The sequence below is a fragment of the Paenibacillus sp. FSL W8-0187 genome (genome assembly GCF_037969755.1).
Lineage (GTDB): Bacteria > Bacillota > Bacilli > Paenibacillales > Paenibacillaceae > Paenibacillus_AQ.
In genome coordinates, this window is sequence record NZ_CP150206.1 from 335,826 (window position 1) to 352,006 (window position 16,181).

A 16,181-nucleotide genomic window follows, 5' to 3' on the forward strand; every position below is an offset into this window, starting at 1 on the left:
TTGACAATCAGCATACAGCTTGCGTTTTCCTTTCTTGGAGGGAAAGAATTCGCAATAGATTGACTGCTATGACTGAATACATTCTTTGATTTAATCCGATAGCCCTTTTTGGCAGGAACGCCAAGGTGCGAAGCACCGGCATTTCTCCAACTTAAGGGGGCGTTTTTGGATTCGACGGGGATAGTTCGGGCATGAGTAGCGGGTAGTGGGGACGCGTCCACTTCATCAACGCTAAAGCCAATTAAACGGCAAACAACAAAACAACTACGCTTTCGCAGCTTAATAACCTGTGAGCGTGCTCTCGCTCTGTATCGCCCATGTACCGGGATGAGGGCTCAACTTTAGTGGGATACGCTGTCTAGTCTCCGCCTGGGGCTAGCTGAAGAAGACAATCAGGCTGACCTGAAGGGAATCCGGTGACAGGGAGTCTCTAGGGTGACATCAAATCTGTCACTACACCCGTAGAAGCTTGTGTTGTCGTTATCTTCGGACAGGGGTTCGACTCCCCTCGCCTCCATACATAACAATGATAGAGCCATCAGCCAGTGATCTGGTTGGTGGCTCTTCTGTTTATGATATAATAAGCGTAATTAGAAAACTGGAGGGGACTCAGGATGGTTGCCAATCGAGAGCAGCTCCAAGAAATTCTGAAAAAAGCGAATCAACATGCACGCAAGCAAGCTAGAGAGTCAGGGGCATCCATTTACTATATCAAGAATAATAAACGAGTACGTGAGGATGCTAACGGTAATAAGTTCGAAATCATTTATGATGCAACCGGAAAACGACATGAGTTCGAATATCATGAATAAACTAAAACCAGTTATGACGGTTTTTGCAGGAACAAATGGGGCGGGAAAAAGCACGCTCAGTATGCAGATGAGAGCATGGTTAGGCGAGTTGGTTGACCCTGATCAGATTGCCCGTGAACTAAAACCAGATGATCCAAGAAGTGTCGATCTTTCGGCGGGAAGAGAAGCGGTCAAAAGAATCAGATCGTTGATAAAAAGACAGGAGCATTTTGCAATTGAAACTACACTATCAGGTACATTTGTTCTAAAGCATATGCAAATTGCTAAGGAAAGCGGTTATGACATCGTCATGTACTATATTGGACTTCAAGATGTGCAAATGCATATTGACCGTGTGGCCTCTCGTGTCGAGCAGGGTGGACATTGGATTGCAGAAGAGGATATTCGTTTTCGATACGGTCAGTCATTGCAAAATTTAAAGCCTGCACTAGCCATTGCAGATCAGGTTTTTATTATAGATAACACAAACCAACCAACGATTGTTGCTGAAATCGCAGAAAGTAAGCTGATATATTGCATAGAGAATATACCTGCTTGGTCTGCGAATGTTATTAGGGATCATAGTTGGTAGTGCGTTTTGGGGTGTTATGGCAATTAGCTTAATAACCTTGCACGTGTGCTCTCGCTCTGTATCGCCATTGTACCGGGATGAGGGCTCAACTTTAGTGGGATACGCTGTCTAGTCTCCGCCTGGGGCTAGCCTGAAGAAGATAATTAGGCTGACCTGAAGGGAATCCGGTGACAGGGAGTCCCTAGAGTGACATCAAATCTGTCACTACACCCGTAGAAGCTTGTGTTGTCGTTATCTTCGGACAGAGGTTCGACTCACCTCGGTTCCATCATAAAGAACACCATCCGCATGAGGATGGTGTTTTTGTTTTATATTAATACTATAGGTTAGAACATGTCGTACAGATGGAGTGAAATCGATGAATCATAGTCATGATGGAGAGGAACCATTGATAACGGTACTCAATATGGATGGTCAACAACTAACACCATGTTTACCCCATCGGGCTTGGCGGGAAGTTGAGCGAGCGCGAGCTGTCTGGATTGATGAGCAGACGATCCAATTGCTTTATAATCCGTTCTTATTTCGATACTATCGAAAAGCTGCACTGAAACGAGATCATCACATTTGTTTGTGGTGCGGACGCCACGCCACGACAGTGGACCATATTATCCCCTCAAGCAAAGGCGGCTCGGATCTTCCGCAAAACCTGATCGCTTCATGCAGCGAATGCAATACGAAACGAGGAAACCGTTCTGCATTGTCCTATCTCAAAGAAAACGCACACTCTGTTCCAAATCTTATGAAGCTTTGCTGGCGTATCTTTCTAGCTAAATACAGACATCGTCAAATGAAAAAAGGGTCACTTGAGTAAAGGCTTAGATTTATGATTTTGGGAATCGTGGTGCAGTGAGCTTCAATGATCGCAGCCGTTTGTTGACGATCGAATTGATGGTTAACCATATCCACTGTAAAATTTTCGGCTTTTTTGCATCCATCTTGAAGTGCAGGCCATTTAAAGCGTAGGATGCCTGTGACAATCACCAATAATCACGGACGTTCTTAACTCCAATGAATAGGTAGAACAAAATGGTGTGGCTTCTTACTGCAATGTTAGCTAATTGACAATTGAATACAATATTTTTAGCCGCGAATTTCATGCAACGCTTCCACATGAGAAAGGGTCACGGACATTACCTATTTTCCCTTCGGACAATCGTTCCTGTACCTATAAGGAATACTTTTTTCGAACGTAAAATGAGGTAGAACGCGTTCTAAAGATTGGTTGTTTTTCCTGTAACAACATACAGAATCAAATATTAAGAAATACACTCTTCTCTTGCAACTATACGTATACCCGTACCACATATTGAAATTGCATATGGTAGTATTATCTAATAAGTAACTTAACACAATGAGAAGAGGAGAATCCCATGCCAAGCTTCCTGGAATCCCTATATTACGGAAATTTGAATCCTGTAGAGAAGGCTGTTTCCACCGACCCTCAGTATCGCCAATTGAGTCGGCAAATATCCGAGTCCATGGATGCCTGGAAGAAGAGGCTTTCCGATGATGATTTTCATGAGCTTGAGGAGTTATTAGATTTGTATCGACAAGTACAAGGGCTGGAAATGGCGGCTTCTTTTACTGATGGTTTTAGGCTGGGAGCGACGATGATCATTGAGGTGTACTCTGAATAGTGTGATCAGTAAGAACACTCATAGAAATGCCGTAAAGACACGAACCGTGTCTTTTTTTATATCGTAAAATATTGACTATCAGCCCCTACTTCAGACATCATAAAAAACGAATTTCACACGCAACAACTCCTATAAAAGGTATCCTCGCTCTATATTTGCTCCACACGGCAGGAATATATCCCCAATTTATAGAAATCTCTCTATATAACATCGATTACAGATACAGAGAGGCTGCTATGGACCAAGAGAAATTTATGATGATTGTTAAAGGTGATGACAAAACACAGGATGTATCTTCATACGAAAAAGATCCTCCAATAGTAAGGATTGTATATAAAGGTTATCCCGAGGTTTATACATATAAGTCGAGTGATATACAGTTACTAACGCCGACCGTTCAGGATATAACGGAGGATATGGCTGTTTTTCATAATGGGTATCCCTTTTATAATGTAGAGCGGGTGCTAGATTTCGGTCCAAAGATTCGGGTGTGTTTCAACAATGGGAGTATTCGTACATACGATAGTCGACGTATTCAAGTTAGAAGTAGTAGTACCCAAAACGCTGAAGGGCGTCAGATTCTGGACTATTGGCGCGAGATTTCAAAACATGTGAAGAGTGAGGATGAACAGGAGAACAAGGAAGCTTTTTTGGCCAAGCAATTTGCAAAACTACATTATGTAGATCCGGATAGTGCTTTGAGCCATTATCTTCTGAAAAAACCTATAAAGAGCGATATCCCGGTTACAAGCGAACCGATTTTCCCGTTCAGGTACAATTTGAGTCAAAGGACCGCGCTTGAACAGGCTTTAAAAAGCACCATCAGTATTATCGAAGGCCCTCCGGGCACGGGTAAAACCCAGACGATCTTAAACATCCTTGCGAATCTGGCGGTTATGCAAGGGAAAAAGGTAGCGGTTGTTTCCGGTAACAACGCTGCAGTTCTGAATGTGCAAGAAAAGATGGAACGGCAAGGGTACCACTTTTTTGTAGCTAGTTTGGGCAACCAAGAGAACAAGAAAAAGTTTTTTGCTAATCTACCCGATTGGGATGTATCGGAATGGTCAAGTGACGTGCCAGAGGACGAATTAAACGCCAAACTACAAGATTTGGATCTACGTATTCACCGCCTGATGGAACTGGATCGGGAGAAGGCACAGCTTATGCAGAAGCTGTCGGCTTATTTGCTTGAACAGGAGCATTTTGAGCATTATTTTGCTAGGCAGGATGTTCAGCCTATAGAGAAGTGGTCATTTTATCGGCAGACACCAAAGCGGATTTTGGAGTTTATGAAAGACAGTTTTCTGGCTGTAGAGGTGAAAAGGAAATATAAGCTCCTGTACCAATTCAAGTTATTCTTCAGGCATGGTTTTACGGATTTCAAACGATTGAAGGAGCAGGGGCTGGATGTCATCTTGAATGTTCAGCGTGAATTTTACACGTTAAAAGTTGAGGAGCTATCAGATCGTATACAGGAGCTTGAGAAAGAATTAGAGTCCCAGGACTATCAAGCCTTAATGGATCAGCACCAGCAGTTCTCCGAAATGCTTTTTCGGCACCGATTACATGAGAAATACCATAACCGTTCGGCTGTGGGCTGCAATGAGAAGACATACACTCACAACAACAAGTTTAAAACGTTTATCGAGCATTATCCGATTGTGCTTAGTACAACGCATTCTTTGCGGAATTGTATACCTGCGAATTACTTGTTTGATTATTGCATCATTGACGAATCCTCGCAGGTTGATCTGCTGACAGGGGCTCTGGCCTTGTCCTGCTGCAAGCAGGCTATTATCGTGGGCGATACCAAGCAACTGCCGCATATCGTGGGGAAGGAGATTGAACAGAAGATCCAGAGCCAGGCGGCTCCTGACATGGATGAAGCTTACAGTTATATCGAGCATAATTTGTTGTCGTCCATGTTGGCTTTATACGGGGACTCCGTTCCGAAAGTGATGTTACGAGAACATTACCGCTGCCATCCCCAAATTATTGAATTCTGCAATAGGAAATATTACGACAGCGAATTGATTGCTTTTACCGATCCGGGGATTTCCGAGTCTCCTTTATTGATCTACAAGACGTCACCGGGCAATCACATGAGGGAAGTGACCCATGGCAAAAAAGGAAAGTTCAATGCCAGGGAACTTGATGTCATTGAACAGGAAATTCTGTTGGGGTACCTCGAAGCGGCAGCCGGTCATGCGGATATCGGCTTTGTGACGCCATATCGAAAGCAGGTGGAGAAAGCGACCCAGCAATTCACTGCTGATATAGAGAGTGACACGATCCATAAATATCAGGGACGTGAGAAGTCCGTTATGATCATGTCTACGGTGCTTGACCGAACGAGAGCAGGAGGCATGGGGATGAAGTTTGTTAATGATCCTTGCATGATTAATGTGGCTGTGTCCCGTGCGCAGGAGAGGTTTATTCTGGTGACCGATCAGTCTGCGTTTCGCAAGTATGGGAATGAAGTGGGAGATCTCATGCGATATATGGAATATAGCACACTGGACAACAATGTCGTGGAGAGCGAGATTCATTCTATATTTGACTTGCTATACAAGGAATACTCGGATAATCTCCAGGAATTTCGAGAACGCGTTCGTTTCTTTAATAAATCAAGGCATCGGAGCGAGAATATTATGCACGCCTTGCTCGACCAGATATTACAGGAGCCTATGTTTAAGGATTTTGAACTAGGGAATCAGGTTTTACTAATGAATTTGTTTACCGACCTGGAACGGTTAAATGAGGAAGAGCGCAGATTCGTCAGAAATCGTTCTTCTGTTGATTTTGTGATTTATCATAAACTGGACAGATCGCTAGCGCTGGCGATCGAAGTCGATGGATTTGCCTTTCATGAGAACAATCCTGAACAACTAAAGCGAGATGAGAAAAAAGGAGAGATTTTCAAGAAATTTGGAATGGAATTAGCAAGGTTCCGTACAAACGAGAGCGGGGAAGAACAGAAGATTAGGGAGCTATTAAGCTCTATGTTGTATTAGGTGGAATGAATTAAATAGAGCTAATCATCACCGATTCAACTTATTAGTTGCAGGTTTTACCTTTTAATGTTCGACTCCCCTCGCCTCCATACATAAAATTTTAAAATCCACAACCGCCTGAGGTTGTGGATTTTGCTTTTCCGGCATCTACAACTTTACGATAAGCCCCGCATGTTCATTGAACTTGGATAGCAGTTGACGTAGACTACTTCTGCATGAGACACACACGTGTTTGTTATGAAAATGGTGAGTATGCTTTTAAACCACATCCTTAGAAATAGATATAAAGACCTATCTTGCTGTCGAATTAAGTCGACCGATAAGTCTTATATGGGCTTTTCTATAAAAAAGGAGTGGGGTTCATCATGAGGATTTCTACTTGGATTAAAACGATGAGCGGAGTGTTTATTTTACTTACAGTTCTGAACGGAGTTAGTGTCTATTATCTTCAAAAGAGCGTAGCGCTTGAACGCGAAACAGTAAAAATGCAAGCAGAATTCAAGCAATTAGGTATTGATTTAGCCAGCTCCTCGGATTATTTGAGTAATGAAGTAAGAGCTTATGTGCAGTTCGGAGAAAAAGTTCACTATGACAACTACTGGAAGGAAGTAAACGAGACCAAAACGAGAGATCATGTAGTGGAGAGTTTAACTGCATTGGGCGCGCCTAAAGAAGAGCTGGATCTTATAGAAGAGTCAAAACAAATTTCGGATACCCTTGTCGAGCTAGAAAATGTGGCAATGAAAGCTGCGGAGGACAAAGATTTTACCAAAGCTCGGGAACTCATGTTTGGCAGCGAATACGATACTATTAAAGAGACCATTATGGAGCCGCTGCAGCAGTTTCAGGAAAAGATGAATACTAGGACGGAAAATGAAGCAAACGCTGCAAAGCAAAAAGCGAGCCTGATGCTTACGGGAACTATTGTTTTGCTTGTAATTACATTCGGGGCATTACTTGTGATTTTTGCTGTTATTTTCATCAAGTTGAAGCCACTTAAATTAGTCAATGAAAAGATCGCCGAAATTGCACAGAGTGGAGGCGATCTTACCGGACGACTGGATTACTCCGGCAAGGATGAAATAGGAGAAATTTCAAAATCCTTAAATGCCATGTTTGAGACTCTGCAATCCATTATTAAAGATGTCCGTAACGCTTCCCACAGTGTATTGAATTCGTCAAGTAAATTGGTTGAAAATACGAAAGAAACTGCAAGCGCGACAGAGGAAATTACGAGACAGGGGGCCAGTATTGAGCAAGGGGCGACCACCTCAGTGCAGAGCACACTTGATGCTTCGCATGCAATCAATGAAATGTCCATAGGTGTGCAGCGTATCGCCGTATCTGCTGAGGATCTTGCTACTGTCGCAACTGAGACGGAGCGAGAGGCAGCAAGCGGTGTGAACTTTATACAGCAAGTTAGCAAGCAGATGGTCCAAATTAGCGATTCTGTCGGGTCTACAGTAGAAATTGTATCCAATTTGAAAGAACGCTCTTCTCATATCGAGGAAATTGTAAATGCAATTACTGAAATTTCGAATCAAACGAGTCTGCTTTCGTTAAATGCATCAATTGAAGCGGCAAGAGCGGGCGAGCATGGAAGAGGCTTTTCTGTAGTGGCCAGCGAAATCCGGAAATTGGCAGATCATTCCTCTGCTTCAGCGGGGCAAATATTCGGATTGCTGCAAGATATTACGAAAGACTCTCAAGAAACAGAACATGCGATGCAGCAAGTGACGAGTGAAGTATTGACGGGGCAAAAGAAGATGGAAGAAGCAATTGAATCGTTTGAGAACATATTGAAATCCGCTCAGAAAGTGGCCTGGAAAGTTCAGGAGGTCTCCGCTGTTAGCGAACAAATGGCGGCAGGCTCTGAAGAAATTGCAGCATCTGTTTCCGAAATGGCAACTATAGCTGAAGATTCGCTTTCAGGAGTTAAGGCAGTGAACGATATGACTGCAAAGCAGAGCTCTTTAGTTCAGGAGGTTGCTTCAGTTACGGACTTGATTAGCAAAAATTCTCGAAGCTTGGAAGCACTCGTTATGAAGTTTAAAGTCTAAAATGAATAGAACGTGATTCATATGGTACCTAGGTCATTACCCGAAATAATCTCAGCAATATGCGTCGGCGAATTGTGGATTTGCCAAGCCACGGTTCGCCTCCATACATAGAACCCGCTCATTGAGCGGGTTTTTACATTTATATCTGAAACAAAGTATTGAGTATTAGATCTCCGAATTGGATGGATGCATCAGCTCTTTGATCTCAAGAAACTGTGAATTCGTTATTTGTTGGGATTGATGGAGGGCGTTCAGCTTATATTCTATTCTTTCCATTCGAAGTTGCGTATCTTTTTGGAGTTTCTCGGTCTGTTTTTGTGTTTTGGAGTTATCCATGACGACTAAGATGGTCAGACCCGCACTAAAGATCGTTAACCCTCTAGCGATTTGATTTAAATCGATTGAATTCATGGCAATCAGGCAGTCGGCAAATCCTGCTCCTATAAGTAGACCGCCAATCGTGACAATCCCCGTTCTTTTCCATTGTTCTGGGATGATATTTAATGAATGTTTCATGTAGAGATCTCCTTCAGTTAGGTAGTAAACGTGAAATTAGGATAGCTTCATTCTATATTTAATAAAACACAAATCCTGGAACAATAAAAGGAAATACATAGAAGCTTATTGCGTAAACATTAAGGATTCAGTTTGTGGAAATCTAGTGATCAGCGGTAACGTATTATTTGGGAATGACTTGGAAAGAGGAGGCAGGACTGATACTCAAAGCAAGAAGGAATTAGGAGACTTACGGAGAAATTTTCTAGTGGACATTATTTATATGAGATTATCCTGGGTCGACGGATCTTCGCTCACGCGATCAGGTTAAATATGAACTGTAGATTGGCTGGTGATCTGGAATGAGTGAACAATTCTGGTTAGTGGTACAGTATCCTCTGAAAAGTGCAAAAGGCAGCCAACGTGACCACTGGTTAAGAGAAAAAGTAATGGAATATTTAGAAATATCTCTAGCAGATGCTGGTTTAGGCTATGTAGATGGGTTTGACATGGGGAAATGCATTTCCGACCCGAAGAAATATGCGCTTAATATATTTTGTGTTGTTACGGAAGAAGAACGAAGTATTGCCTTGGTGAAAAGAGTGTTAAGAGAGGGTCGACTTGATTATACTCGAATAAAAATCGCTACAATGTCCTATGGGAATGAAGAAACATATACTCTGAAATATGCCTATAAGAAGGGTGTTACGGAATTTTCACTATAGCATGTATTATGTTTATTGGTGTCGCCTTTGTAGCAGTCTAGTTGTAGAAAACAAGGAGGGAAGAGGTTTATGATTACCATTTATGACTGGTTTGGCTGTGAATTGCCCAATCAAAAGCGTTATCAGTTAATAAAAGAAGCTGGATTTGATGGCGTTTTAATATGGTGGAGTGATGGCTTTGGTCGTGACTGCTTTGGTCGAAACGATTATCGCAACGGGCCGCAAATCGCACGAGAAGCGGGTCTATTTATAGAAAATATCCACACACCAATCCAAAACGAAAACAACCTCTGGCTTGACAATCTGGATGGTGAAGCGGCAGCTGAATGCTATCTGCAATGTGTTGCAGATTGTGCTGAATTTGAGATTCCGACAATGGTTGTGCACTTGCCGGGCGAAGACAATCCATATAACGAATTGGGACTGGATAGAATCAAGAGAATCGCTGACAAAGCTGAACAGCTTGGTGTCAATGTTGCAATGGAGAATTTATGGAACTTTTCCAATTTGGCATATGTGCTGGAGCAAGTGGATTCCCTGCGTATCGGATTCTGTTATGACAGCGGACATCACTACCGCCATTACCCGGAGAAAGATTTATTATCCATGTACGGGTCTCGGCTGATGGCACTACACTTACATGATAATAACGGAAGTTATGCCCAGCACGGGTTACCCCTTGATGGCACGATTGATTGGTCTACAACCATGAAAAAAATTGCGGAAACGAACTATTCAGGCCCGATTGCAATCGAGGCCATGAATTGGGATTATGAGGATTTATCGGCACAAGAGTTTTTACATAGAGCGTTTGAGCAAGCCAAAAGACTGGAAGCGTTAAAAACTGATTCCTCAAAGACGACTGTAACAGAATGAAATTACTATAAAACTAGGCACTCTACATCCATCATGCAGAGTGCCTAGTTCATTTATGCCCTTATTCATCTTCCCAAATGGCGTTGAACCAGAGACTGTAGCTACTAATGTCGCGCCTTCCGAACACCTGATAGCCTGTTACACCCGCATTGTCCGTTGAATCATTAATGGGGTCACTTCAGAGATTGTGGTTTTTTGCTGTGTTCGATTAAAAGTGTAAAATCCTTAGCTATAAGTTTGCAAAACAAGGCACCTCAATCAAAGAGTGTCAAATGCACGTTATGCTGAAGAAGGGCCTAGAGGTCCTTCTTTTTTGCTTTCTTTTTTCTGACATTTGTCATAATCGGCTTGTGACAACCCACACTAATTGGTTCTCGCGCTTTTTCAATATAATGAGGACATCAAGTAACGAAAGAAGAAATTAGCGGAGGTTAGTACAAAATGACAAAGGCGATTGAATGTATAAATCTAGTGAAGAAATTCGGCAACTACTGTGCCGTTGATCATATGAATCTATCATTTGAGAAAGGTCAAATAACAGCATTGCTCGGACCGAATGGGGCAGGCAAGACAACAACCATTTCCATGATCCTCGGAATGATCAAGCCAACATCAGGAGAAGTCAGGGTCTTGGGGATGCCGTCTGGAACAAAAGAATTACGGCAACGCGTCGGAGCGCTTATGCAGGATGTTAAAGCTGCAGATGGACTTACGGTCAAAGAAGTGCTTCAATTGTTCCGCAGTTATTATCGTAATCCGATGTCGCTAGAGCGATTGTTAGACATTTCGGGTCTCCACGCGGATCAGAAACGGCGCGCATCCTCGCTGTCTGGAGGACAACGTCGTAGATTAGCTTTCGCCCAAAGCTTGGCGGGAAATCCAGAGCTTCTCCTGCTGGATGAACCAACAGTCGGAATGGATATCGAGGCTCGTGGCCGCTTTTGGGACACCATCCAAGCGCTGGCAAATGACGGACGTACGGTACTCTTAACTACACATCATTTAGATGAAGCGGATGCTGTCGCAGATCATATCGCAGTAATCGCCAGTGGACAGGTTGTTGCGGAAGGGACTCCAGAAGGTTTAAAGGCTCAAACAGCGCTTAGAACCGTTTCATTTCGAGCGGCGAACGCGCCAGCCCATCAGGAATGGCTCACATTACCTGGTGTAGAAAAGGCAGAATGCAACGGCGAGCGAATTCGTCTGTATGCTCAAGAGACCGATGTATTGTTATTTACACTGATGCAGTCTGAATGGGGAATTTCAGATATTGATATACAATCAGCCAGCTTAGAAGATACATTCCGAAGTCTTACAGGCTCAAATAAACAAACAATTATACGATAATAAACATTTTTAGGAGGAAAATAGCCATGTTACATATGTTTGTTGCCCAAACCAAAGCAGAAAGTATACGAATTATCCGCAGTCCATTTTTCTTACTCTTCTCCATTGCGATGCCGCTTGCTTTCTACTTTTTATTTGCGAGTATGAATGGTGTAGATAAATCGATTCAATCAACAACTTGGGGTGTCTTTTCATTGATGTCGATGACTGCATTTAGTTTGATTGGTACAGCCGTATCTCAATTCGGTATCCGTCTATCGTTCGAGCATCAAGATGGGTGGGTACGCTTGTTGAAGCTAACTCCACTATCTCCTGCAGTCTGGATTGGCAGCAAAATTGTATCGCAAATGGCTGTTCACTTGATCGTCATTGTAGTTATATTTTTATCTGCTGGCCTTGTTCATGATATACAATTGACAGCCGGGCAATGGATTTTATGCGGACTATGGTTATGGATTGGGAGTATATCTTTTCTGGCGCTTGGTGCATTGCTAGGAACGCTTAAAAATGCGAATACCTCCGTTGCCATCGGAAATGTATTACAGATGGGACTTGCCATTGTGGGGGGGCTTTGGATGCCGCTTAGTACTTTGCCAAGTTGGATGGGCTCGGTCGGGGAATGGCTTCCATCTCACCGTTATGCCAATGGGGCATGGAATATGATCGCTGGAAAAAATCCAGCAAGTATTGATTTCATAATTTTGACAGGATGCGGTCTCCTCTTTATGCTACTATCAATCTATATATATAATCGACGGGATGCGGTCTAATTGAATAGAGAAAAGTGGCGTCTCTTTCCAAAATCGGAAGGAGTCGCTCCTTATATTTTGTTAACAAATTTAATGATACCCATGTACTTTCTACTCTATGAGCCATCAAGTCTACAGTGGCTTGGCTTTGTTCTGTTAGGCATATTCGTTCTATCCTTTCGACAATCCTACTTTTATGCAAAGTGGGCCACGCCAATATTGATCGTTCAGGTGGGTATACTTTTAATTTTAGCAGCTGTATTTCACCCTATGTATACGTTTATAGGTTTTATGATAGCTGCTCCGCTGAGCAAACAAAAGCTGCCGATATTACTCTCTATAACGATCGTTTTCACTGTAGCTATGGGATTTATCGCTGTTCCTTACTTGGAGAGGATGGGCAGCCTAGTATGGATAGGGCTGGTGCCTATGTTTGGCATCTGTATTCTGCCGTATCTTATACGAACATCGACTCGATTTCAACAGAAGTCTGCGCGGTTGCGGGCAGAAACGGCTGAACGAATGGCACAGCAGGAGGAGCGCCAGCGGATTGCACGTGAACTCCATGATACATTGGGCCATACGCTGTCATTAATCGCACTAAAAGGGGAAGTCGTTGAAAAATTGGTCAATCGCCATCCCGAGAGAGCGATAGCAGAGGCTCGTGAAATACGAGAAACGGCACGCGCAGCCTTGAAACAAATGCGTGAATTGGTTACGGAGATGAAAGTCACATACTTCGCTGACGAATATAAGCATGCTGTATCGTTATGTTCAGCTGCGGGCATACCGCTTTTATTTCAATATCAATCGATTTCTGATCCCAGACCTTCTAATGTAGGGACGGAAGACGCATTAGTGAACAATCCGCTTCCGTTAACACCCTTGCAGGAGACGATTTTGGCGATGTGTTTTCGCGAGACGATTACCAATGTGGTACGACATAGCCGAGCAACAAGTTGCAACGTTCTTCTCGACATTCAGGAAGGGGAAGTTCGTGTATCTGTAAGTGATGACGGTATTGGGGCAGATATGGATCAATTCTATACAAGCAGTAATGGCCTCGCCGGATTGCGGCAACGGTTGGTTATGATCGACGGGCGTATGTCGCTGTCCTCATCCTCAGGCAAGGGGACGGAAGTCACCTTACATATACCTAGGGTAATACGAAATGAAAAGGTAGGTAGTGCTTAGATGATTCGTATTGTTTTGGCAGAAGATCAAAAGTTATTAAGGGGAGCACTGGCAACTTTACTCTCGTTAGAAGATGATATTGAAGTAGTCGGACAAGCTGAAAATGGGGAAGAAGTGATGTCCATGATTCAGCAATATGAACCCGATGTAGCTGTTTTGGATATTGAGATGCCACTAAAAACGGGGTTAGATATTGCGGAATTGGTTCAAAAAAATAAGTTAGCTGTTCGTGTCATCATCTTGACGACATTCGCGCGTCCTGGATATTTCCAGCGGGCTATGCAGGCAGGAGTTTATGGATATCTTCTCAAAGATACGGGCAGCGAGGAATTGGCTGATGCGATTCGTCGGGTCTATGATGGGAAACGTGTCATCAATTCAGAATTGTCGCTCGCGGTATGGGATGATCCATGTCCATTATCACCCAGGGAGCGTGAAGTCATGAAGTTGGCTGCCCAAGGCTTAGTTCTTCAAGATATTGGAGCACAGCTGTTTCTATCCTATGGAACGGTACGGAACTATATGTCAGAAGCGATTGGGAAGCTCGGGGCGAATACACGGATCGAGGCGATAGATATCGCACGTAGCAAGGGATGGTTGGATTAAGGAGAGCTCCGAGGTATGGAGGTAAGCGGATCACCCCTCTCAAGAGATGATGCAGCCAGCCCATAGAGAGCTTTAGAAGCTCTCTTTTTTATGATCCGCTACTTAGCATACCGTAACCTAATCAATACATTCCGGCGAATTGTGGTTTTACACAGCCACGGCTCGCCTCCATACATACCATAAAAAGGCGACCGTGATCGGTCGCTTTTTTGCATTTCCTGGACATGCAGCTTTAAGATAATGTCACATACTCTTATAGACAATCATTTTTTATATGTGACTGACGATGAAATTTCTAATCTCTAACCGCTGGAACTTCCGGTCAGTGACGACGCCTTTGAAGCCAGCCAGCAAATTTCGTAGAGACTAGTATGACATCCTCTTCTTTTTTATATGACTATTCCAATGAATCTTACTAATGAAGTATTCCTTCTACTTTTGATGTACAATTGGAATATATTATTAAAAAGGGGAGATAATCCTATGGATCTACTCAAAGGGCAAAAGATAGAAATTACAAAAGGTAGAAAGTTAACTGCCCTTAGTTTTCAATTTGGTTGGACGAAGAAGGAAGCGACGATGAGCATCGATGCAGCATGTTTTCTTTTATCGGAGAAGAATCGATGCGAGCGGGATGAGGATTTTATTTTTTACGGGAATCCCTTTGATCTTTATGGTGCAGTTTCACATAGTGCAACTACTCAAGGGGACCAAGAGACTATTGAGCTGCATCTATCGAAACTGCCGAAAAGCGTTGCAAAAGTAGCCCTTTCTGTGACTATTCATGCTGGGGACGAGCATGGGCTTACGATAAGTGATGCGTCAGACTTTTATTTACGGCTTGTAGATACGATTACGGGAGAAGAATTATTTCGTTTTGAATATGGGAATGATCTGTCAAAGGAAACAGCGATTGTCGTGGGTGAGTTGTACCGATATAACGAGGAATGGAAGTTTAATGCCATTGGCAGTGGATTCTATGGGGGGTTGGCTGCGCTTTGCACGAATTATGGGCTTGTGGTCGAGCAGGCGGAAGAGATTGTCGAAGCTGTAGCAGTCGCGGAAGAGATCGTATTGTCTAAAATAGATTTGCGTAAGAACATTGTGGCGTACACGTTGGAAAAGAAGAAAATGACCCATCTATCGGCTAGAGTAGGCATCGTGCTAGATGTTACAGGATCTATGCGGACCTTGTATAAGAATGGGACGGTCCAAGAAGTTGTTGAGCGTATATTGGCCGTAGCTAGCAAATTTGATGACAATGCTGCTTTGGATGTGTGGGTTTATGATCATGAATTCAGTCGATTACCCACTGTGACGGAGCGAGACTTCATTTCCTATGTAAATACTCAAATTTTAAATAATTCGAATATCCATAAGTATGGCCGCAATAATGAGCCTCGAGTTATGGAGGATGTTATTAAGAAATATACCATCGAAGAGGAATCAAGCCTGCCTGTATTCATTATCTTTATCAATGATGGAGGCGTAGTGAAGCCGACTAAAAAAGTGATCGTAGACTCTGCGACTCTTCCAATATTTTGGCAGTTCGTGGGGATAGGAGATTCTGATTTTGAAGTACTAAAACAACTGGATACGATGGAAGGGCGGATTGTCGATAATGCAAATTTCATTCATTTGAAAGATATTTCGGCGGTATCCGATGAAGTGCTGTATGACCAACTCCTGAATGAATTTCCGAAGTGGATCAAGGATGCGACAGAGAAAAAGATTATTCGATGATCATGCAGCCTTTTTACATTGCCATTCTGCTAGCGGGAAACAATGGTTAAGTCTTGGCTATGTTATTTAGGAGCAGACAAGCAGACAGGTTGACTACTCAACTTCCTCAAACGATTTCAGCATCACATTCCGGCGAATTGTTGGTTTTGCACAGCCACGGTTCGTAAACACCATCCGCATGAGGATGGTGTTTTTGCATTTTATTATTTTGAAATCATGATGCAATGATCTTCAATGATAGTAGCCGCTTGTTGACGATCAAATCGATGATAAACCATATTACCTTGAAATCCTCGGCTTTCTCGGTATCCATCTTGAAGCTCAGACCACTATATCGCAGGAATATAAC

The 16,181-nt window shown here is 43.0% G+C and carries 14 protein-coding genes, 1 other RNA gene and 1 pseudogene; 15 read left to right on the forward strand and 1 reads right to left on the reverse strand.

Annotated features, from left to right (window positions below; translation table 11 throughout):
• Nucleotides 1-155 precede the first annotated feature (155 nt).
• From ssrA to MKY48_RS01550, 7 genes are all read left to right on the forward strand, one after another.
• Nucleotides 156-520: a transfer-messenger RNA gene (gene ssrA, locus MKY48_RS01520) on the forward strand.
• Nucleotides 521-614: 94 nt separating this feature from the next.
• Nucleotides 615-812 carry a hypothetical protein gene (locus MKY48_RS01525; protein WP_053490481.1) on the forward strand — a complete coding sequence of 66 codons (198 nt, stop codon included), beginning with the start codon at nucleotides 615-617 and terminating at the stop codon, nucleotides 810-812.
• Nucleotides 805-1,383 (forward strand): zeta toxin family protein, encoded by a 579-nt coding sequence (locus tag MKY48_RS01530; protein WP_192570046.1) that lies wholly within the window; start codon nucleotides 805-807, stop codon nucleotides 1,381-1,383. Before MKY48_RS01525 ends, MKY48_RS01530 begins: the two co-directional genes overlap by 8 nt.
• A gap of 358 nt (nucleotides 1,384-1,741) precedes the next feature.
• Nucleotides 1,742-2,197: an HNH endonuclease gene (locus MKY48_RS01535; protein WP_339269498.1), complete on the forward strand. Its 456-nt coding sequence runs from the start codon at nucleotides 1,742-1,744 to the stop codon at nucleotides 2,195-2,197.
• Nucleotides 2,198-2,756: 559 nt separating this feature from the next.
• Nucleotides 2,757-3,023, forward strand: a complete 267-nt coding sequence (locus MKY48_RS01540; RefSeq protein WP_326098592.1) for a DUF6809 family protein — start codon at nucleotides 2,757-2,759, stop codon at nucleotides 3,021-3,023.
• 611 nt (nucleotides 3,024-3,634) lie between these two features.
• On the forward strand, nucleotides 3,635-6,037 hold the full coding sequence (locus MKY48_RS01545) for an AAA domain-containing protein (RefSeq protein ID WP_339269502.1): 2,403 nt from the start codon (nucleotides 3,635-3,637) through the stop codon (nucleotides 6,035-6,037).
• Nucleotides 6,038-6,402: 365 nt separating this feature from the next.
• Complete coding sequence (locus MKY48_RS01550; protein ID WP_339269504.1) at nucleotides 6,403-8,097, forward strand: methyl-accepting chemotaxis protein; 1,695 nt, start codon at nucleotides 6,403-6,405, stop codon at nucleotides 8,095-8,097.
• 165 nt (nucleotides 8,098-8,262) lie between these two features.
• Here MKY48_RS01550 and MKY48_RS01555 read toward each other — a convergent pair whose 3' ends face one another.
• Entirely contained in the window at nucleotides 8,263-8,613 is a 351-nt protein-coding gene (locus MKY48_RS01555) for a hypothetical protein (RefSeq protein ID WP_339269506.1), read from the reverse strand.
• Nucleotides 8,614-8,954: 341 nt separating this feature from the next.
• On the opposite strand from MKY48_RS01555, the gene MKY48_RS01560 reads away from it, so the two are divergent.
• From MKY48_RS01560 to MKY48_RS01595, 8 genes and pseudogenes are all read left to right on the forward strand, one after another.
• Entirely contained in the window at nucleotides 8,955-9,317 is a 363-nt protein-coding gene (locus tag MKY48_RS01560; protein WP_076322596.1) for a hypothetical protein, read from the forward strand.
• Nucleotides 9,318-9,386: 69 nt separating this feature from the next.
• Nucleotides 9,387-10,193, forward strand: a complete 807-nt coding sequence (locus MKY48_RS01565; RefSeq protein WP_339269509.1) for a sugar phosphate isomerase/epimerase family protein — start codon at nucleotides 9,387-9,389, stop codon at nucleotides 10,191-10,193.
• A gap of 441 nt (nucleotides 10,194-10,634) precedes the next feature.
• Nucleotides 10,635-11,540 carry an ABC transporter ATP-binding protein gene (locus MKY48_RS01570; RefSeq protein WP_339269511.1) on the forward strand — a complete coding sequence of 302 codons (906 nt, stop codon included), beginning with the start codon at nucleotides 10,635-10,637 and terminating at the stop codon, nucleotides 11,538-11,540.
• Between the two features lie 26 nt (nucleotides 11,541-11,566).
• Nucleotides 11,567-12,310 (forward strand): ABC transporter permease, encoded by a 744-nt coding sequence (locus MKY48_RS01575; RefSeq protein ID WP_098741436.1) that lies wholly within the window; start codon nucleotides 11,567-11,569, stop codon nucleotides 12,308-12,310.
• Nucleotides 12,311-13,483, forward strand: a complete 1,173-nt coding sequence (locus MKY48_RS01580; RefSeq protein ID WP_339269513.1) for a sensor histidine kinase — start codon at nucleotides 12,311-12,313, stop codon at nucleotides 13,481-13,483.
• Nucleotides 13,484-14,089, forward strand: coding sequence for a response regulator transcription factor (locus MKY48_RS01585; RefSeq protein ID WP_054404444.1), 606 nt, complete (start codon nucleotides 13,484-13,486; stop codon nucleotides 14,087-14,089). It abuts the gene before it with no gap.
• Between the two features lie 483 nt (nucleotides 14,090-14,572).
• A pseudogene (locus MKY48_RS01590) lies at nucleotides 14,573-15,040 on the forward strand (TerD family protein); the annotation flags it as partial.
• A gap of 180 nt (nucleotides 15,041-15,220) precedes the next feature.
• Complete coding sequence (locus MKY48_RS01595) at nucleotides 15,221-15,832, forward strand: VWA domain-containing protein (RefSeq protein WP_251036220.1); 612 nt, start codon at nucleotides 15,221-15,223, stop codon at nucleotides 15,830-15,832.
• Nucleotides 15,833-16,181 lie beyond the last annotated feature (349 nt).

Excerpts from the sequence above, each read along its gene's own strand:
- MKY48_RS01540 (WP_326098592.1), top strand. The coding sequence starts at position 2,757 with ATGCCAAGCTTCCTGGAATCCCTATATTACGGAAATTTGAATCCTGTA.
- MKY48_RS01525 (WP_053490481.1), top strand. The coding sequence starts at position 615 with ATGGTTGCCAATCGAGAGCAGCTCCAAGAAATTCTGAAAAAAGCGAAT.
- MKY48_RS01530 (WP_192570046.1), top strand. The coding sequence starts at position 805 with ATGAATAAACTAAAACCAGTTATGACGGTTTTTGCAGGAACAAATGGG.
- MKY48_RS01570 (WP_339269511.1), top strand. The coding sequence starts at position 10,635 with ATGACAAAGGCGATTGAATGTATAAATCTAGTGAAGAAATTCGGCAAC.
- MKY48_RS01575 (WP_098741436.1), top strand. The coding sequence starts at position 11,567 with ATGTTACATATGTTTGTTGCCCAAACCAAAGCAGAAAGTATACGAATT.
- MKY48_RS01555 (WP_339269506.1), bottom strand. The coding sequence starts at position 8,613 with ATGAAACATTCATTAAATATCATCCCAGAACAATGGAAAAGAACGGGG.
- MKY48_RS01560 (WP_076322596.1), top strand. The coding sequence starts at position 8,955 with ATGAGTGAACAATTCTGGTTAGTGGTACAGTATCCTCTGAAAAGTGCA.
- MKY48_RS01585 (WP_054404444.1), top strand. The coding sequence starts at position 13,484 with ATGATTCGTATTGTTTTGGCAGAAGATCAAAAGTTATTAAGGGGAGCA.
- MKY48_RS01535 (WP_339269498.1), top strand. The coding sequence starts at position 1,742 with ATGAATCATAGTCATGATGGAGAGGAACCATTGATAACGGTACTCAAT.
- MKY48_RS01595 (WP_251036220.1), top strand. The coding sequence starts at position 15,221 with ATGACCCATCTATCGGCTAGAGTAGGCATCGTGCTAGATGTTACAGGA.
- MKY48_RS01565 (WP_339269509.1), top strand. The coding sequence starts at position 9,387 with ATGATTACCATTTATGACTGGTTTGGCTGTGAATTGCCCAATCAAAAG.
- MKY48_RS01550 (WP_339269504.1), top strand. The coding sequence starts at position 6,403 with ATGAGGATTTCTACTTGGATTAAAACGATGAGCGGAGTGTTTATTTTA.